Origin of the sequence: Massilia litorea, assembly GCF_015101885.1 — a bacterium.
GTDB classification, from domain to species: Bacteria; Pseudomonadota; Gammaproteobacteria; order Burkholderiales; family Burkholderiaceae_D; genus Telluria; species Telluria litorea.
This window is the reverse complement of sequence record NZ_CP062941.1, coordinates 3,642,244-3,661,034: the sequence shown is the minus strand read 5'-3', so window position 1 is coordinate 3,661,034 and position 18,791 is coordinate 3,642,244. Positions and strand designations below refer to the sequence as shown.

Here is an 18,791-nt window from a genome sequence, read left to right as displayed (position 1 = left end):
TTGTGCCCACGCGGTCGAACGGATGCAGATCGGTTACACAAAAGGAATACGCGGCGGATGACCGGCCACATTCCGCAAGACCATCCGCCGCGAACCGTCACGCTGTGTCCCGCGTGGGCACAAGTGCCCACCCTACGTTATGCGGCCCTCAAAACAATTCGAAATTCGGCGAAGTCTCGACCGCCTTGCGCGACACGGGCGGCGCCGGCCAGTCGCGCATATTCTCCGCCGGATAGTGGCGCAGGAAGCTGCGCGCCAGTTCGAGGTCGGTGCAGGCGAGCCAGTCGTTCACCTCGTCATGCGGAAGGATCACGAGCGAACGCTTCTCGTCGTCCGGCTTGTGCATGCGCCGCATCAGCGCGTGCTCGTCGGCGTTGATGGTGATCTGGGTGAAGGAGGACGTGACCGTGCCGTCGGCCTCGGGCCAGTCGCGCCACAGTCCTGCCACATAGAACAGCGACTCATCCTGCATGCCGATCGCGTGGCGCACCGCGCGCCCGCTCTCGTAGCAGGGTTCGTAGAACCAGGCCATCGGCACCGCGCACAGCTGCAGGCGGCGCCAGGCGGGCGCGAAGGAGCGCCGTTCGCCCAGCGATTCGGCGCGCGCGTTCATGGTGTCGAAGGGTTTGATCTCGGGCGGAATCTGGCGCCTCGGAACCATGCCGTAGCTTGCGAGGCAGGCGGATGGGCGGCCGTCGGCGTCCAGGCGCAGGATCGGCGCCAGGTAATCCTTCCAGGTCTCTTCCGGCCAGCGCCAGTCGGCCGGCAGGTCGCTGAAGGCGCCCAGGGTGCCGAATTGTTCCGGCGTGGGCGGACGGTAGTTGACGCACATGGCTGGATCAGAAACCCTCGTGCACAGTGCGCAGATGGGTGACCTCGGGTGCGCCGTCGAAGCAGTGGCCCACCAGGCGGCGCCAGGCCTGGAAATCCTCGCTGCCGCGGAAGTGGACGGTATGGTCCTCGAGCGTCTGCCATTTCACCAGCAAACGGTAGGCCAGCGGATTCTCGATACCGCGCTGTACCTGCATGCCCTCGCAGCCACGCGCGCGCCTGAACAGCGGCGTCGCTTCGCGCAGCGCCGCCTCGAATTCTTCTTCCATGCCGGCCTTGATCAGCAGTTCCGCACTCTCGAGCACCATCGTTTTTCCTTTCGTCTGGACGGCGGGTGCGCGGCGTGCGCAACCCGGGCTTCGATTATGCCACGCCTGACCATGCCGGGCCGGAGAGCGCCGCTTTACAATACCGGCATCGCCAACGGAGGATGCCATGCTCGTCAACGCCGATTTTTCGCAGCGCGCCATCGTCACCCCGCAGCACTATGAATGGGTCGCCTCGCCCCAGCCCGGCGTCGAGCGCGTGATGCTCGACCGCGTCGGTGCCGAAAAGGCGCGCGCCACCAGCATCGTGCGTTACGCCTCGGATTCTACCTTCCCGCCCCATGCGCACCCGGGCGGCGAGGAGATCCTGGTGCTGGACGGCGTCTTTTCCGACGAGAGCGGCGATTTCACCCAAGGCTGGTACCTGCGCAACCCGCCCGGCTCCAGCCATCGGCCGGCCAGCCGCGAGGGCGCGCTCATTTTCGTGAAGTTGTGGCAGATGGCGCCGGATGACAGCCGCCGGGTGCAGATCGACACGGGCGATCCGTCGGCCTGGACGCGTGCAGGCGAGCGTTCGGTGTGCCAGCTGTTTTCGAGCGAGGCCGAACAGGTGTCCCTGCAGCGTGTCGATGCCGGCCAGGCGCTCGGCCTGCCGGCGGCAGGCGGCGCCGAGCTGTTCGTGCTCGCGGGCGCGATCGTCGTCGAGAATGGATTCCATGAACGCGGCACGTGGTTGCGTTTGCCCGCCGGCGACCAGCCGGACTGGAAGGCGGGCCCCGAGGGCGTCACCTTCTACCTGAAGACCGGGCACCTGAGCTGTAGCGTGGGCGGAGGATCCGCCCACGCTACTGGCCCTTAGCTTGCCTGCGGATACAGGCCGTGCACGCGCCCGAACAGGCGCGTCAGGCCGAGGATCGCATCGATGTTCGGCGTGGGCACGCCGACGCGCCGCCCGATCTCGTGCACGGCGCCGACGATGCTGTCGAGTTCGATCGGCCGGCCCGCTTCGACGTCCTGCAGCATCGAGGTTTTAAAAGCGCCGAGTTTGCGCGTGACGGCCTGGCGGTCTTCGGCCGTCTGCTCGACCCGGCAGCCGATGCGTTCGCCGATGGCGGAGGCTTCGCGCATCGCGGCGCTGCAGAAGGCGAGCACCAGCGGATCGTCGAGCAGCCTGTCGGCGGTGGCGCCGGTCAGCGCGGACACCGGGTTCATGGTCATGTTCCCCCACAGCTTGTACCAGGCGTCGTAGCGGATGTCGTCCGACAGCGTCACCTCGAAGCCCGCCGCCTCGAGCAGGCCGCCCAGGTCGCGCACCCGGGCCGACGGGCCGGCAGCCGGCTCGCCGATGATCAGACCCTGCCCCATCTTGTGCTGCACCAGCCCCGGCTCGACGACCGCCGTGCTGGCGTGGACCACGCAACCCACCACGTGCCGCAGCGGGATGGCGGCCGCGATGCGCCCGTCCGGGTCCACGCTGTCCAGCGGCGCATCGCCCAAGGCCGCGATCCCGTGGCTGAACCACCAAGGCACGCCGTTCATGGCAGGCAGTACGATCGTCTCAGGCCCGATCAGGGGCCCGATGCTCGCCGCAACCGCCGCCAGCGCCGGTCCCTTGACGGCGACCACGACCAGGCCCTGCACGCCCAACTCATGGGCGGAGGCGCTGGCCGCCGCAAGCGGCGCCTGCACCAGCATCTCGCCGCGCCGCAGGCGCCAGCCATGCTCCTTCAGGGCCTGCAGCGTCGCCCCGCGCGCGAAGGCGCTGACCTCGGCCAGGCCGCTGGCGGCAAGTCCGGTTCCAATGAAGCCGCCGATGGCGCCGGCGCCGACGATACATGCTTTCACGCTTCCTCCCGCAATGGTTGGACGCGCCGCCGATCAGAAGCGCGTCTGGATGCCCATTGTAAGCGCGGAATTGGCGCGCTTGCCGCTGACGGTCGCGGTGCTGCCGTTGCCGCTGGTGCGCTCGTGATCCAGCGCCCCATACAGCGAGGTGCGCTTCGAGAACGCGTATCTGGCGAACAGCGCATAGGTATCGTAGTCGTTGTCCGGAATGCCGGTGCCGGTCACGCGGGTACGGTACAGCGCCCCGGTCAGCGACAGGGCCGGCGTCAGCGCGTATTCGAGGCCGGCAGCACCGGTGGCGACCTTGATCTCGCCGCCCGCAGCGACGCCGAAGGTCGACGTATAGTTCGCGATCGCGCCGGTCACCACGGTCGAGGATGGCGCAAACCCGGCGTCGGCCGTCAGGGCGGCATAGCCCAGCGTCGCCTTCCAGGCCCTGGCGAAGCGATAGTTGCCGCCGACGGTGACGACCTTCTGCTCCAGGTTGTTCGCGTCGTGCAGCAGGTCGTAAGCGGCGATGGCGTTGATGTCGCCTTTCATGTAGCCGATGGCGGCCTGGCGGCCCGAGCGCTTGCTGCTGTCGCCGGCGACCTCGCCCACGTTGTAGGCAACCGCGCCGAGCAGGCCGTTGGAGGCCGTATACACGTACTTGATGCTGTTGTCGCGCAGCTTCGAGCTGTTGTAGGGGTTGTTGGTGACGAACATGAAGCCGTTTACCAGCAGCGAGGCGCGGCCGCTGGCGCGCGAGGTCGGCGTCGGCGTCGCCAGGGCGCCGCCGAGCGGGTCGTAGACGGGCGTGTAGTCCCAGCCGAAGGTCGGCGTGCGGCCGATGTCGATGCGGCCCCATTTGCCGGACAGGCCGACGATGGCGCGGCGGTCGAACAGCGACAGGCCTTCGGACTGGGCGCCGGTGTCGGGATTGAAGCCGCCTTCGAGCTGGAAGTGCGCCTTCAGGTCGCCGCCCAGGTCCTCGCTGCCGCGAAAGCCCCAGCGGCTGGTGTTCATCATGCCGCTGACTTCGGCGGTGCGGGCGCGTCCGGCCTGCGCGTCGGTCTCGTGGCGCATCGAGACATCGACGATGCCGTACATGCTGACGCTGGTCTGGGCCTGGGCGGCGCCGATGGTGCCGAGGATGGCAAGCGCGATCGCTGTTTTTTTCATGTCGTCTCCTGTTCGTTTTCGAGTCCGCCCGGACGCACGCTGGTGCCGGGCGGCTGGCTTTTGCTAGCCCTTCGATAGTAGGGATGAGGGGCCTGCCGCGTCGTGGTAATGCGGAATGGGAGACTTTCCAGATCGTGAATCCATAGGGCCGAAATGTGCCGCACACGGCAGAAGCAGCAGCATCCGGCCGCCCGTGATCTTCCGAAAACACCTTCAACCCCGGCGTCGCGACAGCTGAAATTCCGGTTTAGAATGTCACTCACCAGAACGGAACACTTCCCCTGAAAGTTCGCATGAGAGACCTCGACCTGACGACGCTGCGCCTGTTCGTCGCCGTCTGCACCACCGGGAACATGGCGCGCGCCGGCGAGCAGGAAAACATCGTGGCTTCGGCCATCAGCAAGCGCCTGGCGCAGCTCGAGGACACGGTCGGCGCCAAGCTGCTCGAACGGCGCCGGCACGGCGTCGTGCCCACCGTCGCCGGCGAGACGCTGCTCGAACACGCGCGCGGCATGCTCGCCAGCGCCGACCGCATCAGCCGCGACATGGCCGGCTACAGCGCCGGCATCAAGGGGCAAGTGCGGGTCCTGGCCAGCGTCTCCTCGATCGCCGAATCGCTGCCGGATGACGTGGCCGCCTTCCTGCACCAGCCGGCGAACCGCGACATCCGGGTCGACATCGAAGAACACCTGAGCCGCGACGTGGTGCGCGCGCTGAAGGAAGGCAGCGCCTCGGTCGGCATCTGCTGGGACGCCGCCAACCTCGAGGGCCTGGCTTCCCTTCCCTACCATGCCGACCACCTGGCAGTCGTCGTGTATCCGGGCCACCCGCTGGCCGGCCGCAAGCGCGCCTGGTTCGAAGAGACGCTCGAGTACGACTATGTCGGCCTGCCGCCGGGTGCGGCGGTGCAGACCATGCTGGGGCGCGCCGCCGCCGTCTCGGGCAAGGCCATGACCTACCGCGCGATCGTCTCGAATTTCGACGCCGCCATGCGCGTCGTGCGCGCCCGGCTCGGGATCAGCATCGTGCCGAAGGAAATCGCCGCGCCGTATGCGGCAAACCTGGACCTGCGCGTGGTGCCCCTGCGCGATCCGTGGGCGCGGCGCCGGTTCGCGGTCTGCTACCGCGACCTGGCGTTACTGTCGCCGGCGGCCCGATTGCTGGTGGATTTTCTGGCGGCGCGCGCGCGGACGTCGCGGGCGAATGAGGAGGCGGTCCCGGGGGATTGAAAACGATTCGAACGGGGCGGCGCCGCGCCGCCCCATCCGGGAGAATTACGCTGCTTCGGCGGCCTGCCCGATGACGCCGCGCTCGACCTGGTCGCGCTCGATCGACTCGAACAGGGCCTTGAAATTTCCCTCGCCGAAGCCGTCGTCGCCCTTGCGCTGGATGAATTCGAAGAACACGGGACCGAGCTGCGTCTCCGAGAAGATCTGCAGCAGCAGGCGCGGCTTGCCGTCCGTGACCGCGCCGTCGAGCAGCAGCCCGCGTGACTGCAGCTGCGCGGCGTTCTCGCCATGCCCCGGGATGCGGGCTTCCAGCATCTGGTAATAGGTGGCGGGCGGCGCTTTCATCAAGGGCACGCCCGCAGCGCGAAGCGAGTCCACCGTGGACATCAGATCGTCGGTCAGCAGGGCGATGTGCTGGATGCCCTCGCCGTTGAACTGCATCAGGAATTCCTCGATCTGGCCGCCGCCTGCTTTGCCTTCTTCGTTCAGCGGAATCCGGATCTTGCCGTCGGGCGCGGTCATCGCCTTCGAGGTCAGGCCGGTGTACTCGCCCTTGATGTCGAAGTAGCGGATTTCGCGGAAATTGAACAGTTTCTCGTAGAAGCCGGCCCAGAAGGCCATGCGGCCGCGGTAGACGTTGTGGGTCAGGTGGTCGATGATCTTGAGGCCGTGGCCGGGCGGGCGGCGCTCGACACCGGGCAGGAACTCGAAATCGATGTCATAGATCGACTTGCCGTCTTCGAAACGGTCGATCAGGTAGAGCGGTGCCCCGCCGATGCCCTTGATGGCCGGCAGGCGCAGCTCCATCGGACCGGTCGGGATCTCGACCGCCTGGGCGCCGAGTTCCAGGGCGCGCCTGTAGGCTTGATGGGAATCCTTGACGCGGAAGGCCATGCCGCAGGCCGACGGGCCGTGCTCGGCGGCGAAATAGGCGGCGTAGCTCTTCGGCTCGTTGTTGATGATGAAGTTGATCTCGCCCTGGCGGTACAGGCTCACGTCCTTCGAGCGGTGGACGGCGACGCGCTGGAAGCCGAGCGCCTCGAAGACGGGTTCCAGCACGCCCGGCGTCGGGGATGCGAACTCGACGAATTCAAAGCCCATCAGGCCCATCGGGTTGTCGAACAGGTCAGCCATGTGTGTCTCCTCGTTGTTGGGGCATGAGGAACAGTATAAAACTTCCGTAACGGTGCGGAGCAGGCAATTTGGAAGGCCTGAACTTCCGAAGTGGAATGTCAATGCGAGCGCAAGGCGCTGTGCGGCAGGAACAGCGACACCACGAACGAACTGGCCGCGATCGCCGCGCTGACGAGGAAAGTGGTATCGAAGGCGGCGCCGGCCGTGGCGAGCGTGGCCGAGTCGGCGGCGCCGCTGGCGACCAGCTCGCGCATCATGGCCGCCCCCGATCCGCCCGATCCGCCCAGGCAGACCAGCAAGGTCGTGCTCAGGAGCGCGATCCCGACGGCCGCGCCGAGCGAACGGGCGAAGACAGCGGTGGCGGTGGCGACGCCGACGTGGCGGCCCGGCACCGCGTTCTGGATCGCCACCAGGGAGCTCGGAAACTGAAGGCCGATGCCGATGCCGGTCAGGCCGAGCAGCAGCGGCTCGGCGCCCGGGAGGGTGCGCGTCAGGCCGAGGGCGAGCACGCCGGCGGCGACCGTCCCGGCCCCGGCCACCTGCAGCAGCCGCGTGGCACCCGAGCGCAGCATGATGCGCCCGGCCAGGTAGGCCCCGAGCGGCCCGCCGAAGGTCAGCGGCACCAGGCCCAGCGCCGAGGCGCCGGTCGCCGCCTTGAACAGCATCTGGCTGCGCATCGGCACCAGTACGGAGAGCGCGATCAGCTGCATGTAGCCGACAAAGAGGATGCAACAGGACAGGCGTACGGTAGGGATCGCGAACAGGGACAAGGGCACCAGGGGTTCGGGCGCCCTCCCCTCCTGGCGCACGAAGGCGCACAGCAGCAGGCCGGCGCCGCCGAAGGCGGCCAACTGCGATGGCGTGCCCGGGCCGACGCCCATGCCGATGCGGGTGATCCCGACCAGCAGCGCGACCAGGCCGCCGGTGAGCAGCAGCGCGCCGGCGACATCGACCGGCGCCCGTTCGCGCGGCACGGGCACCCGCGCCAGGGCCTTGCGCGAAACGGCCAGGGCCAGCATCCCGAGCGGCAGGTTGAGCCAGAAGATCCAGTGCCAGGACAGGTGCTCGGTCAGCAGGCCGCCGACCACGGGGCCGGCCACGCTGGCCACCACGTGCACACCGCTGAAATAGATCTGGTAGCGTCCGCGTTCGCGCGGCGCCACCACCTCGGCGATCGCGGCCTGGGCGACCGCGATCACGGCCCCGCCGCCGATGCCCTGCAGCGCGCGCGCCGCGATCAGCCAGGGCATCGAGGGCGCCAGTGCGCAGCCCAGCGCACCGAGGACGAAGAACAGGATGGCGCCCGAGAGCGCCGTGCGGCGCCCGGCCAGGTCGCCGAGTTTACCGAACAGCGGCGTCGACACGGTGGAGCCGATCAGGTAGCTCGACACCACCCAGGCCAGCATACCCATGCCCTGCAGCTCGGCGCCGATGCGCGGCAGCGCGACCGCGACGATGTTCTGGTCGAGCGCGGCCAGCAGCATCGCCAGCAGCAGCCCCACGAACACCGCGCGGATCTCGGCGTCGGTCAGGCGCGCCGGCTGTGTCCCATCAGGCGACAAGCCGCACGCTCCTTAGTCGATGCTCATGCCGGACTGCTTGACCAGCTTGGCGTACTTCGCCATGTCGCTCCTGAACACGTTGGCGGCGTCGGCCGGCGTGCCGCCGATCGGCGTGAAGCCCTGCGCCGCCAGCGCATCCTGCATCTCCTTCGTTTCGAGGATGTGGGCGAGGTCGGTGGAGAGCTTTGTCACCAGCGGGCGCGCCATGTCCTTCGGTCCGATCAGCGCGATCCAGCCCTGCATGTTGTAGTTCGGGAGACCCTGCTGCGCCAGCGGCAGCACGCCCGGCAGGATGTTCGACGGCGTCGTGGTCGAGACGCCGATGGCACGCAGCTTGCCCGCCTTGATGTGCTGCGCGGCGCCGGTGACGCCGACAAAGGCGAGCTGGATCTGGCCGCCCAGCAGGTCGGTCGTCATCTGGCCGGTGCCTTTATAAGGGATATGGCGGAAGCTGACGCCTGCTTCGTGCTGCAATTCCTCGGCCGCCAGGTGCAGGATGGTGCCGTTGCCCGAGGAGCCGATGGTGATCTGGTCCGGTTTCGTTTTCGCCAGCGCGACCAGCTCCTTCAGGTTCGACACGCCCAGCGAGGGATGGGCAACCAGCACGAAGGGCGAGCCGGCGACCAGGGCGATGGTGGTGACGTCCTTGATCGAATCGAAAGGCATCGACTTGTACAGGCTCGGGTTGACCACGTGGTTGTTCGAGACCATGGCCAGGGTCGAGCCATCGGCGGCCGACCGTACCAGCTGGCCGGTCGCGGGGACGCCGCCGGCGCCCGGCAGGTTCTCGACCACGATCGGGCGCCCCAGGCTTTTCCCGAGCGGGACGCCGATGATGCGCGAGAGCGCGTCGACGCTGGAACCGGGCGCATTCGGGACGATCAGGCGCACCGGCTTGTCGCCCTGGGCGAGTGCGGGCAACGCGACGGTGCAGGACAGGACAACAGCGGCGATACAGGTTGCGCGGGATGCGTAGTTCATGGTGTCTCCATTGGTCGTGAGTGGGTGGCGCTCGCCGGCGCCTTTTTATTCATTAATGCGAAATCTCTTCGAGGCGCATGCCGCGCGTCTTCGGCCCGAAGGCGCCGATCGCGACCATACAGGCCAGCATCGCGGCCGAGATGCCGATGAAGACGCCGATCACCCCGAAGTCGCGCAGCAGGAAGGCGATGATGAAGCCCGACATGCTGGCGCCGACGCGGCTGAACGAGTACACCAGGCCGGCGGCGCGGCAGCGGATCCGGGTCGGGAACAACTCGGTCTGGTAGGAGTGGTAGGCCACCGAGAGCGCCGATCCGGACAGGCTGATCATCAGGCCGAGCACGATCAGGGGGCCGACTTCGCGCAGCTGCGAGAACAGCGTGCCGAACACGATCACGGCCAGCGCCGAATACACGATCATCCACTTGCGCTCGACCTTGTCGGCGATCGTCATGGCCAGCAGCGGACCGACCGGTGCCGCGGTGGCGATGACAAAGGCGTACAGCAGGCTCCTGGTGACGGTGATGCCCTGCCCGATCAGCAGCGTCGGCACCCAGTTCTGGAAGCCGTAATAGGCGATCGCCTGGAAGAAGTTAAACACCAGGAGCATCAGGACGCGCGAACGGTAGGGCTTCTTCCACAGCTCGCCGAAGGAGGCGGTTTGCACGGCCGGCTGGATCACGGCCGGCAGCGGCTTCGGCAAGGGCTGCCGGTACTCGGCCTCCACGGTGTGCTCGATCTTCGCCACGATACGTTCGGCTTCCGCGTGGCGTCCCTGCTGCGCCAGCCAGCGCGGGCTCTCCGGCACTGCCAGGCGGATGAACCAGACGACGATCGCGCCGGCGGCGCCGAACAGCACCACCCAGCGCCAGCCGTCGATGCCGAGCATCGAGGTCGGCACGAGGAAATAGGACAGCAGCGCGGCGACCGGCGCGGCGCAGAACATCACGGCCTGGTTGAAGGCCATGGCCCGGCCGCGCATGTGCTGCGGCACCATCTCGGTAATGAAGACGTCGATGGTGACGATCTCGATGCCGACGCCGATGCCGGTCACGAAGCGCCAGAACAGGACGCCCTCGGTGGTGGCTTGCGCCGCCATGATCGCCGAGCCGACCGAATACCAGAGCAGCGAAATGGTAAATACCTTGCGCCGCCCGTAGCGATCCGACAGGAAGCCGAAGAAGAAGGTGCCGACGAATAGTCCGGCGAAGGTGGCGGCGATGAAGGCGCCGATGCCGTTCATGCCGAACAGCGTGGCCGTGGTCGCGGTGAACAGGCCGCTTTTGGCCATGCCCGGCGCGATGTAGCCGGTGAATACCAGGTCGTAGACTTCGAAGAAGCCGCCCAGCGAGATGAGCAGGACGGTGAGCCAGAGCTGGCGTGTGGCCGGCAGGCGGTCCATGCGCGCGGTGATGCTTGAGGCCGCCGCTGCGCCGAGCGCGTCGCGTTTCATATGTGTCTCCTGTTGCAGTCTGCCCGTATTGGTTCGGGCTTGTCGGTCGGTGGATAGATAGGCTGGGTAACTTACGAGACCTGGCGCTCGTCCCTTCTTGCCGCAAGCGCGGCCAGGACTTCGTCGGTGTGCTCGCCGATCTTCGGCAGCGGGCGCTGCACTCCCAGCCTGCGGCCATCCATCAGCACCGGCATCAGCACCACGTCGGTGGTACCGCCCTCGGCGGTCTGCATCGGCACCATGCCGCCGCTCTCGCGCAGGTGGCGGTCTTCCAGCAGCTGGTCCGGGCTGGCGATCGGTGCGTACGGCAGGCCCGCCTTTTCAAGCTTGGCGGAGAGCTCGACGATGTCGTGTTCGCGCAGGATGGCACCGAGGCGCTCCAGCACCTGCGGGCGGATCGCCACGCGCTGGTCGTTGGTACGCAGGCTTGGGTCGTCCAGCAAATCCTGGCGTTCGAGCACGGCGCACAGCTGGTTCCACTGCTTGTCGCTCACGGCGCCGATGAACAGCTGCCTGCCTTCGGCCAGGGTGAACACGTCGTACACCGACCAGGGCGAGGAACGTGCCGGCATCGGCGGCGGCGCTTCGCCCGACATCGCGGCCTGCTGCATGTGCGAGGCGACCAGGAAAGCGCAGTTTTCGAACAGCGCGCTCTGGATTTCCTGGCCCTTGCCCGTCGCGCGCCGTTCCCACAGCGCAGCCAGTACCGCGATCGCGCCGAACATGCCGCCCATGATGTCGTTCACCGAGGCGCCGGCACGCAGCGGCCGGCCCGGCGGCCCCGTCATGTAGGCCAGGCCGCCCATCATCTGCACGACTTCGTCGAGCGCGAGGCGGTTTTCATACGGCCCGGGGAGGAAACCCTTGTGCGAGACGTAAATCAGGCCCGGGCATGCTTGCGACAGCGTCGCGTAGTCGAGGCCGAGCCTGGCCATCAGGCCCGGCCGGAAGTTCTCGATCATGACGTCGCAGTCGCAGATCAGCTCTTTCGCGCTCGCCAGGCCCTGCGGGGTCTGGATGTCGAGCACGATGCTCTTCTTGTTGCGGTTGAAGGTGCGGAAGAAGCCGAGGCCGACGCCGGACATGGTGCGCGTCTTGTCGCCGCTCGGCGGCTCGACCTTGATCACTTCGGCGCCGAGGTCGGCCAGGATCATGCCGCAGGTCGGGCCCATGACCATGTGGGAAAATTCGATGACGCGGATTCCGGCCAGCGGGAGTTTTTGGGTGTCTGACATGATGGATTCCAGGTTCAGGCGATAGCAGCCGTGTTGAATGTTTTCGGAACGCCGGCCAGGTGCAGCGCGCCATGCAGGGTTTCGCCCGCCAGCCAGCCGGCGACCTTGCCGCGCAAGGCGAGCAGGCGCTCGAGATCGATGCCGGTGTCGACACCCATACTGGCGAGCATGTAGGCGAGGTCTTCGGTGGCCGCATTGCCGCTGGCGCCGGGCGCGTGCGGGCAGCCGCCGATGCCGGCCAGCGAGGCGTCGAAGCGCTCCACGCCGCTTTCCAGGGCCGCGTACACGTTGGCCAGCGCCATGCCGCGCGTATCGTGGAAGTGCCCGCAGCAAAAGCGGTCGCCGGCAATCGCGATCGCCTTTTCGCACAGTTCGCGCACCATGCGCGGGTCGGCATAGCCAACGGTGTCGGCCAGGCTGACGCGGTCGGCGCCGGCGTCGAGCAGGGCCTGCATCAGGCGCAGCACTTCGGATTGTTCGACCTGTCCCTGCAGGGTGCAGCCGAAGGCCGTGCCGACGCCGCCTTCGATCAGGGTGGTCGAGCCGGCCGCGTCGCGGGCGGCGCGGATGCGGGACAGTTCGGCGACGACTTCGTCGGGCGTCTTGCGCAGGTTGGCCAGGCTGTGGGCGTGGCTGGCCGAGAGAGGCAGGATCATCAGGTGGGCCCCGCCGTCGATGGCGCGCTCGGCGCCTTTCAGGTTCGGCACCAGCACCGAGGCGCGCAGGCCGGGCAGCGTGTTGGCGAATGCGAGCAATTCGGCAGTGTCGGCCAGTTGCGGCAGCAGGCGCGCCGGCACGAAGGAGCCGACCTCGATCTCGCGCTGGCCCGCTTCATGGGCGGCGCGGATCCATTCGATCTTCCGTTCGGTGGGGACGATGGTGGCGATGCTTTGCAGGCCATCCCGCAGGCCGACTTCGCGCACGACGGCGCGCGGTGGGAGCGTGTTCATGGCGCGCTCCTCAGCCGATTCGTTCGAGTTCGGTGCGGAAGCGGCGCGCGCGCTCGATGTATTCGGCGGCGTTCCTGCGCATGCCGGCGATCTCGTCCTCGCTCAGGGTGCGCAGCACCTTGGCCGGCGTGCCGACGATCAGCGAATTGTCGGGGAATTCCTTGCGCTCGGTGACCAGGGCGCCGGCGCCGACCAGGCAGTTCCGACCGATCTTCGCGCCGTTCAGAATCACCGCCTGGATGCCGACCAGGGTCCCTTCGCCGATGGTGCAGCCGTGCAGCATGGCCTGGTGCCCGATGGTGACGTTCGCTTCGATCCGCATCGGATAACCGGGATCGGTGTGGAGCACCGCGCCTTCCTGGACGTTGACGCCGGCGGCGAGCGCGATGGCTTCGTTGTCGCCGCGGATGACGGCGCCGGACCACACGGAGCAGTCCTTGGCGAGGGTGACTTGGCCGATGACGGTGGCCTCGGCGGCTATGTAGGCGGCCGGGTCGATCGCGGGCGCGACACCGGAGAGTGCGTAGATGGGCATGGAATTCCTTGTCTCGGTGCGCCGTTATCAGAAGTGAACGGTGGCGCTATGAAACGAGTATAAAACTTCCAATATGCGTGTACAGAAGCCATTTGGAAGTTCAGGAATTCCGAACTGGAATGACAAAACGGCCCACGCGGGGCCGTTTTCATCGTACTTCCTGCGCGGCCTGGCGGCCGCGGTCGGAGCGCCGGGGCGTCTCCCCTGAACCGATTTACCAGGTGCGGGCAGCTGCGGCCAGGGCCTTGAGGGCCTGTGGGCTGACCGAGTCGGCCGTGCCGGCGGCACGGTACAGCTTCCAGACGTCGCTGGTGTCGACGGCGTTGGCCGAGAACAGGCGGGCGATGAACTGCGTGGCGCGCTGGAACAGGGTCAGGCTGGCGGCCGATGGCAGGGTCGATGCACGTGGGAGCGAGTAGATGGTAGACATAATGGGATTCCTCTTTTCGTATGTTGTTTGCTGTTACCCCTAAGTATCGGCTCTTTGAGATAGAAATCAAATTTCAAGTTCGAATGAAGGCCATTCACTAAGCACATAACTCACGAGCACGAAGTTTCCCCATTTCGGCATTTTTCAATTCCACGGGGCAATAACCAGATATAAGCAAACTCGCACCCCCTTGCCGGGCACGTCGAGCCATGCCGTCGCGGCATGCCTGCGTTTCCCGCCCGGCAGCGTTGGAAAGCCACCACGATGCCGATTGCCGACGATGCCGCCTCAGCGCAGGCCTTTGGCCCGGTACACGATGCGGCCGCCCACGACCGTCTGCACCACCTTCACCCTGGCGATCTCCTCGTCCGGGATGCGCATGACATTCCGGTCGAGGACGATCAGGTCGGCCAGCTTGCCCACTTCCAGCGATCCGATCGCCGCCTCCTGGCGCAGTGTGTAGGCCGCGTTCATGGTGGCGGCGCGCAGCACGGCGGCGCGCGGCATGCCGGGCTGCGCCGTCAGGCGGCCGGCGAATTCCGGGCCCGCGTCCGGAGCGGCAGTGCGGGTGACGCCTACCTTCAGCGCAAACCAGGCGTCGAGCGGATCGACCGGCCAGTCGCTGCCGTAGGCGACCCGGGCGCCGGCGTCCAGCAGCACCGCCTGCGGTTCGACGGCCGCATAGCGCGCCGGGCCCAGGTAGTCTTTCAGCGCGCCGACGGTATCGGGTGCCGGCTTGCCCCACTGGAGGGAGAGCACCGGCGTCACATCCAGCTTCGCGAAGCGCGGAGTGTCGGCGGGCGCCACGATCTCGGCATGCGCCAGCGCGGGCCGCGCTGCGCGACCCTCCGGGGTGGCGCGCAGCGCTTCGATGGCGTCCAGCGATTCGCGCACCGCGCGGTCGCCGTCGGCGTGGATGTGCGGATCGACGTGGACCTTCGCGAGTTCAACCAGTGTCGTGCGTAAGGCCGGCGGCGTGAAATAGCTGTCCGGCCCGCGGCTCGGACCCGGCTGCCAGTCGGGCTCATTCAGGGTCCCCTTGTTGACCAGGTAGGGCTCGAGCATGGCGCCGGTAAAGGCGGGCGCGGCGATCACCCCATCCATGAACAGTTTGGCATGGCGTACCTGCATCGAGGGCGCCGGCTTGGTCGGGCCCTGGTCGAATCGCCTTTGCTGGCGCAGCAGGTCGGCGACGGCCGCCTTCGGCGTCACCCCCTTGTCCAGGTCGACCAGCACCGCGAAGTGGGCACGCGCGGTGAGCCGGCCGCGGCGTTGCAGGGTCCTGAAGGCCGTCATCGTCTCCGGATCGGTCCAGGCGTCGAGGAAGCTGGTGATGCCTTGCGCGCGCATCGCCGCCAGCGCCTTGCCGGAGGCTGCCAGGTTTTCCGCGGCGCTCAAGGGCGGCAGAAGGCGCATCGCCAGGTCCTGGGCGGCGTCTTCCAGCAGCCCGGTCGCTGCGCCTTTGGTATCGCGCACGATTCTTCCGCCGGCCGGACCGGGCGTGTCGGACCTGATGCCTGCCAGCGCGATCGCCCGCGAATTGAGCTGGACCGAGTGCCCGAAGGAGGAACGGACGATGATGGGACGCGTCGTCGTCAGGGCGTCCAGCGTGGCCGCACTCGTCGTCACGCCTTCCGGCTGCATCCCTTGCTGGAACCAGTTGACCACGACCAGCCAGCGGTCCGGCCCCTTGTCCCTGTCGTGGTCCAGGCAGGCCTGGATGCGCGCCTGGAACTGCGGCACGCTCAGGCGCCGGTAGTCGAGGCTGCAATTGAGCAGGCGGCTGCCGCCCGACTGCGGATGCATGTGGGCGTCGACCAGGCCGGGCATCAGCATACGGCCATGCAGGTCGATCACGCGGGTGGCCTTGCCGGTCAGCGCCCTGGCGCCGGCGTCGGCCCCGACATACACGATGCGTCCGGCGCGCACGGCCAGCGCCTGGTGCACGCTGTCCCCGGCGTCGACCGTGTAGACGAAGCCGTTGCGGTACACCAGGTCTGCCGGCACGGCCGCTTGTGCCGCGGCGCCAGCCATGACCAGGATAGCGAACACGGTGGATCTGCTCATTACCTTGCGAAGTCCCGCAGCACCTCGCGCGCCGCGTTATGCCCCGGCGCGCCGGTGACGCCGCCGCCCGGATGCGTGCCCGCGCCGCAGGTGTACAGGCCAGCGACCGGGCCGCGGTAATCCGCATGGCCGAGCATCGGGCGGGCCGCGAACAGCTGGTCGAGCCCCAGCGCCCCGTGGAAGATGTCGCCCCCGACAAGGCCGAAGGTGCGCTCCAGGTCGAGTGGGCTCATGATCTGGCGCCCCAGCACCGAGCGCTTGAAGTTCGGCGCCCAGCGGTCGACGGTATCGATCATCAGGTCGGCCACCTGTTCGCGATGCGCGTCCCAGCTCGATCCGTCCGGCAGCTGGGGAGCAACGTGCTGGCAGAACAGGCTGGCCACGTGCTGGTTCGGCGGCGCCAGGGTCGGGTCGAGGGTGGACGGGATCAGCATCTCCACGATCGGCTCGCGGGACCAGCCGGCGCTGCGTGCGTCATGGTAGGCGCGCTCCATGTAGTCCAGGCTCGGGGCGATGATGATGCCGCTGCCGTGGTGCTCTGCCACCTGGCGACCGGGCAGGCAGGTAAAACTGGGGAGTTCCGACAGCGCCACGTTCATGCGGAAGGTACCGGAACCGCAGCGCCAGGCCCGCATGCGGCGCAGGAAATCGTCCGGGAGCGCGCCAGGGTCGACCAGCCGCGTGTAGAGCAGGCGCGGATTCAGGTTCGAGACGACCACGCGCGCGTCCAGGCGCTCGCCTTTCGCGGTGACGACGCCGGTCGCCCTTCCCTTGTCCAGCAGCACTTCGTCGACGCCGCAGCCGGTGCGGATCTCCACGCCCAGCGACTGCGCCGCCTTCGCCATGGCCTGCGTGATCGCGCCCATGCCGCCGATCGCGTGGCCCCAGGCGCCCTTCTTTCCGTTGACCTCGCCGAACACATGATGCAGCAGCACATAGGCCGACCCGGGCGTGTACGGGCTGGCGTAGTTGCCGACCACGCTGTCGAAACCGTACACGGCCTTGATCGGCGCGCTTTCGAACCAGCCGTCCAGGTAGTCGCCGGCCGACTTGGTGAACAGGTCGAGCAGTTCGCGCTGCGCGGACAGGGACAGGGACCGCATCCGGTTGCCGAGCCGGCCCGCCTTGATCAGTTCCGGCAGCGCCGCCAGCCAGCTGCCCTGCACCCGGTTCGGCGGCGTCTGCAGGACCAGGTCGCGCAGCAGGTCGGCCGCGGCATCGAGGTGGCTGGCGTAGGCGTCGAGCCGCTCGGCGTCGCGCTGCGAAAATTTCGCCACTTCGGCCGCGGTCCGGCCGGCACCGATCTTCAGGTAACGGCTGTCGTCCAGCGGCAGGAAATTCGAGAGCGGCCGCTCGACGATGCGCAGGCCGTGCGCGGCCAGGTTCATGTCGCCGATCACCTTCGGGTTGAGGAGGGAGACGGTATAGGCGGCCACCGAGTTGCGAAAACCCGGGTGGAATTCCTCGGTGACGGCCGCGCCGCCGACGACGTCGCGCTGTTCCAGCACCGTCACCTTCAGGCCGGCGCGGGCCAGGTAGAAGGCGCAGACCAGGCCGTTGTGGCCACCACCGATGATGATTGCGTCGCGCATCCGGTTCCTCCATGCGAGAGAGAGGAGCATTATGGACGCAGAACGACGAAAATTGCACCTCATATAGTAATGAGGTAGTCTGCACCGGTAGTCTCCGACCCTGCGCAGGGAGCCAGCCATGAGCCAGATCACCCATCCTGTCGGCAGCCGTACCTACACCTTCTCCGGCCTGCGCGAGCTGCTGGCGAAGGCGACCCCGGCGCGCTCGGGCGACTACCTGGCCGGCCTGGCCGCCGGCAGCGCCGAGGAACGCGTGGCGGCGCAAATGGCCCTGGCCGACCTGCCGCTGACCACCTTCCTGAACGAGGCCTTGGTGCCCTACGAGCTGGATGAAGTCACGCGCCTGATCATGGACACCCACGATGCCGCCGCTTTCGCGCCGATCCGCCACCTGACTGTCGGGGATTTGCGGGACTGGCTGCTCGGCGACGAGGCGAATGAGGCGCTGCTGGCGCGCACCGCGCCGGGCATCACGCCGGAGATGGCGGCCGCCGTCTCGAAGATCATGCGCATCCAGGACCTGGTGCTGGTCGCCCGCAAGTGCCGCGTCGTCACGCGCTTTCGCAATACGATCGGCCTGGCAGGCACCCTCTCGACCCGGCTGCAGCCGAACCACCCGCTCGATGACGCCTCCGGCATCGCGGCAAGCCTGTTCGACGGCCTGATGTACGGCAGCGGCGACGCCGTCATCGGCATCAATCCGGCCACCGACAACGTGGCGCAGGTGATCAGGCTCGTGGCCATGCTCGGCGAGATCATCGACCGCTACGCCATTCCCACCCAATCCTGCGTGCTGACCCACGTGACCAACACCCTCGCCGCGATCGAACGCGGCGCGCCGGTCGACCTCGTGTTCCAGTCGGTCGCCGGGACCCAGGCGGCGAATGCCAGCTTCGGCATCGACCTGGCGCTGCTGAAGGAAGCGCGCGCGGCCGCCCTCTCGCTGGGGCGCGGCACGCTGGGCGAGAACCTGATGTATTTCGAGACCGGCCAGGGCAGCGCGCTCTCGAGCAATGCCCACCATGGGCTCGACCAGCAAACCTGCGAGGCGCGCGCCTATGCCGTGGCGCGCGCCTTCGAGCCGCTGCTGGTCAATTCCGTGGTCGGTTTCATGGGGCCGGAATACCTGTACGACGGCAAGCAGATCACCCGCGCCGGCCTGGAAGACCATTTCTGCGCCAAGCTGCTCGGGCTGCCGATGGGGGTGGACGTCTGCTACACCAACCATGCGGAAGCCGACCAGGACGACATGGACGTGCTGCTGACGATGCTGGGGGCGGCCGGCTGCAGCTTCGTGATGGGGGTGCCGGGCGCGGACGACATCATGCTGAACTACCAGACCACCTCGTTCCACGACGCGCTGTATGCGCGGCGCGTGCTCGGCCTGCGCCCGGCGCCGGAATTCGAGGCCTGGCTGCGCGGCCTGGGCATATTCAAAGGCGACGGCGAGGTGGCGCTGGGCGGCGCGGTGCCCTTGCCATTCCAGCGCGCGCTGCAGCTTCCCTGAGGGAGGGGAACAG

General features: G+C 67.8%; 17 protein-coding genes. 3 read left to right on the top strand and 14 right to left on the bottom strand.

From position 1 onward, the window contains the following. Positions 1 to 148 precede the first annotated feature (148 nt). Positions 149 to 832 (bottom strand): SOS response-associated peptidase, encoded by a 684-nt coding sequence (locus LPB04_RS16525; RefSeq protein ID WP_193685601.1) that lies wholly within the window; start codon positions 830 to 832, stop codon positions 149 to 151. A 7-nt stretch (positions 833 to 839) separates the two neighbouring features. Further along, positions 840 to 1,139: an antibiotic biosynthesis monooxygenase family protein gene (locus tag LPB04_RS16520; RefSeq protein WP_193685600.1), complete on the bottom strand. Its 300-nt coding sequence runs from the start codon at positions 1,137 to 1,139 to the stop codon at positions 840 to 842. 127 nt (positions 1,140 to 1,266) lie between these two features. Here LPB04_RS16520 and LPB04_RS16515 point away from each other — a divergent pair, with 127 nt between their 5' ends. Beyond that, positions 1,267 to 1,956 (top strand): cupin domain-containing protein, encoded by a 690-nt coding sequence (locus LPB04_RS16515; protein WP_193685599.1) that lies wholly within the window; start codon positions 1,267 to 1,269, stop codon positions 1,954 to 1,956. On the opposite strand, the gene LPB04_RS16510 is transcribed toward LPB04_RS16515, so the two are convergent. Then, entirely contained in the window at positions 1,953 to 2,942 is a 990-nt protein-coding gene (locus LPB04_RS16510; RefSeq protein WP_193685598.1) for a 2-dehydropantoate 2-reductase, read from the bottom strand. The genes LPB04_RS16515 and LPB04_RS16510 overlap by 4 nt on opposite strands. A 33-nt stretch (positions 2,943 to 2,975) precedes the next feature. Next, positions 2,976 to 4,103 (bottom strand): porin, encoded by a 1,128-nt coding sequence (locus LPB04_RS16505; protein ID WP_193685597.1) that lies wholly within the window; start codon positions 4,101 to 4,103, stop codon positions 2,976 to 2,978. Positions 4,104 to 4,396: 293 nt separating this feature from the next. Here LPB04_RS16505 and LPB04_RS16500 point away from each other — a divergent pair, with 293 nt between their 5' ends. Further along, on the top strand, positions 4,397 to 5,332 hold the full coding sequence (locus LPB04_RS16500; RefSeq protein WP_193685596.1) for a LysR family transcriptional regulator: 936 nt from the start codon (positions 4,397 to 4,399) through the stop codon (positions 5,330 to 5,332). A 45-nt stretch (positions 5,333 to 5,377) separates the two neighbouring features. On the opposite strand, the gene hppD is transcribed toward LPB04_RS16500, so the two are convergent. From hppD to LPB04_RS16450, 10 genes are all read right to left on the bottom strand, one after another. Then, positions 5,378 to 6,466 carry a 4-hydroxyphenylpyruvate dioxygenase gene (gene hppD, locus LPB04_RS16495; protein WP_193685595.1) on the bottom strand — a complete coding sequence of 363 codons (1,089 nt, stop codon included), beginning with the start codon at positions 6,464 to 6,466 and terminating at the stop codon, positions 5,378 to 5,380. 98 nt (positions 6,467 to 6,564) lie between these two features. Continuing rightward, a complete protein-coding gene (locus LPB04_RS16490) occupies positions 6,565 to 8,028 on the bottom strand; it encodes an MFS transporter (RefSeq protein WP_193685594.1) in 1,464 nt (487 codons plus the stop codon). 12 nt (positions 8,029 to 8,040) lie between these two features. Then, positions 8,041 to 9,009, bottom strand: a complete 969-nt coding sequence (locus tag LPB04_RS16485) for a Bug family tripartite tricarboxylate transporter substrate binding protein (protein ID WP_193685593.1) — start codon at positions 9,007 to 9,009, stop codon at positions 8,041 to 8,043. 52 nt (positions 9,010 to 9,061) lie between these two features. Next, on the bottom strand, positions 9,062 to 10,462 hold the full coding sequence (locus tag LPB04_RS16480; protein WP_193685592.1) for an MFS transporter: 1,401 nt from the start codon (positions 10,460 to 10,462) through the stop codon (positions 9,062 to 9,064). A gap of 71 nt (positions 10,463 to 10,533) precedes the next feature. Then, on the bottom strand, positions 10,534 to 11,697 hold the full coding sequence (locus tag LPB04_RS16475) for a CaiB/BaiF CoA transferase family protein (RefSeq protein WP_193685591.1): 1,164 nt from the start codon (positions 11,695 to 11,697) through the stop codon (positions 10,534 to 10,536). Between the two features lie 14 nt (positions 11,698 to 11,711). After that, on the bottom strand, positions 11,712 to 12,647 hold the full coding sequence (locus tag LPB04_RS16470; protein ID WP_193685590.1) for a hydroxymethylglutaryl-CoA lyase: 936 nt from the start codon (positions 12,645 to 12,647) through the stop codon (positions 11,712 to 11,714). Positions 12,648 to 12,657: 10 nt separating this feature from the next. Further along, positions 12,658 to 13,182, bottom strand: a complete 525-nt coding sequence (locus LPB04_RS16465) for a gamma carbonic anhydrase family protein (RefSeq protein ID WP_193685589.1) — start codon at positions 13,180 to 13,182, stop codon at positions 12,658 to 12,660. A 214-nt stretch (positions 13,183 to 13,396) separates the two neighbouring features. Next, the gene (locus tag LPB04_RS16460; protein ID WP_193685588.1) at positions 13,397 to 13,612 is read right to left on the bottom strand and encodes a hypothetical protein; all 216 of its coding nucleotides are present in this window, start codon (positions 13,610 to 13,612) and stop codon (positions 13,397 to 13,399) included. A gap of 288 nt (positions 13,613 to 13,900) precedes the next feature. After that, a complete protein-coding gene (locus LPB04_RS16455; protein WP_193685587.1) occupies positions 13,901 to 15,679 on the bottom strand; it encodes an amidohydrolase in 1,779 nt (592 codons plus the stop codon). Beyond that, on the bottom strand, positions 15,679 to 17,271 hold the full coding sequence (locus tag LPB04_RS16450) for a phytoene desaturase family protein (protein ID WP_193685586.1): 1,593 nt from the start codon (positions 17,269 to 17,271) through the stop codon (positions 15,679 to 15,681). Before LPB04_RS16450 ends, LPB04_RS16455 begins: the two co-directional genes overlap by 1 nt. 118 nt (positions 17,272 to 17,389) lie before the next feature. On the opposite strand from LPB04_RS16450, the gene LPB04_RS16445 reads away from it, so the two are divergent. Beyond that, the gene (locus LPB04_RS16445; protein WP_193685585.1) at positions 17,390 to 18,778 is read left to right on the top strand and encodes an ethanolamine ammonia-lyase subunit EutB; all 1,389 of its coding nucleotides are present in this window, start codon (positions 17,390 to 17,392) and stop codon (positions 18,776 to 18,778) included. The last annotated feature ends 13 nt before the right edge of the window (positions 18,779 to 18,791 follow it).

What these genes read in the sequence shown, in the direction of transcription:
- LPB04_RS16525 (WP_193685601.1), bottom strand. Translation starts at nt 832, where the DNA reads ATGTGCGTCAACTACCGTCCGCCCACGCCGGAACAATTCGGCACCCTG.
- LPB04_RS16520 (WP_193685600.1), bottom strand. Translation starts at nt 1,139, where the DNA reads ATGGTGCTCGAGAGTGCGGAACTGCTGATCAAGGCCGGCATGGAAGAA.
- LPB04_RS16515 (WP_193685599.1), top strand. Translation starts at nt 1,267, where the DNA reads ATGCTCGTCAACGCCGATTTTTCGCAGCGCGCCATCGTCACCCCGCAG.
- LPB04_RS16505 (WP_193685597.1), bottom strand. Translation starts at nt 4,103, where the DNA reads ATGAAAAAAACAGCGATCGCGCTTGCCATCCTCGGCACCATCGGCGCC.
- LPB04_RS16500 (WP_193685596.1), top strand. Translation starts at nt 4,397, where the DNA reads ATGAGAGACCTCGACCTGACGACGCTGCGCCTGTTCGTCGCCGTCTGC.
- hppD (WP_193685595.1), bottom strand. Translation starts at nt 6,466, where the DNA reads ATGGCTGACCTGTTCGACAACCCGATGGGCCTGATGGGCTTTGAATTC.
- LPB04_RS16485 (WP_193685593.1), bottom strand. Translation starts at nt 9,009, where the DNA reads ATGAACTACGCATCCCGCGCAACCTGTATCGCCGCTGTTGTCCTGTCC.
- LPB04_RS16480 (WP_193685592.1), bottom strand. Translation starts at nt 10,462, where the DNA reads ATGAAACGCGACGCGCTCGGCGCAGCGGCGGCCTCAAGCATCACCGCG.
- LPB04_RS16475 (WP_193685591.1), bottom strand. Translation starts at nt 11,697, where the DNA reads ATGTCAGACACCCAAAAACTCCCGCTGGCCGGAATCCGCGTCATCGAA.
- LPB04_RS16470 (WP_193685590.1), bottom strand. Translation starts at nt 12,647, where the DNA reads ATGAACACGCTCCCACCGCGCGCCGTCGTGCGCGAAGTCGGCCTGCGG.
- LPB04_RS16465 (WP_193685589.1), bottom strand. Translation starts at nt 13,182, where the DNA reads ATGCCCATCTACGCACTCTCCGGTGTCGCGCCCGCGATCGACCCGGCC.
- LPB04_RS16460 (WP_193685588.1), bottom strand. Translation starts at nt 13,612, where the DNA reads ATGTCTACCATCTACTCGCTCCCACGTGCATCGACCCTGCCATCGGCC.
- LPB04_RS16455 (WP_193685587.1), bottom strand. Translation starts at nt 15,679, where the DNA reads ATGAGCAGATCCACCGTGTTCGCTATCCTGGTCATGGCTGGCGCCGCG.
- LPB04_RS16450 (WP_193685586.1), bottom strand. Translation starts at nt 17,271, where the DNA reads ATGCGCGACGCAATCATCATCGGTGGTGGCCACAACGGCCTGGTCTGC.
- LPB04_RS16445 (WP_193685585.1), top strand. Translation starts at nt 17,390, where the DNA reads ATGAGCCAGATCACCCATCCTGTCGGCAGCCGTACCTACACCTTCTCC.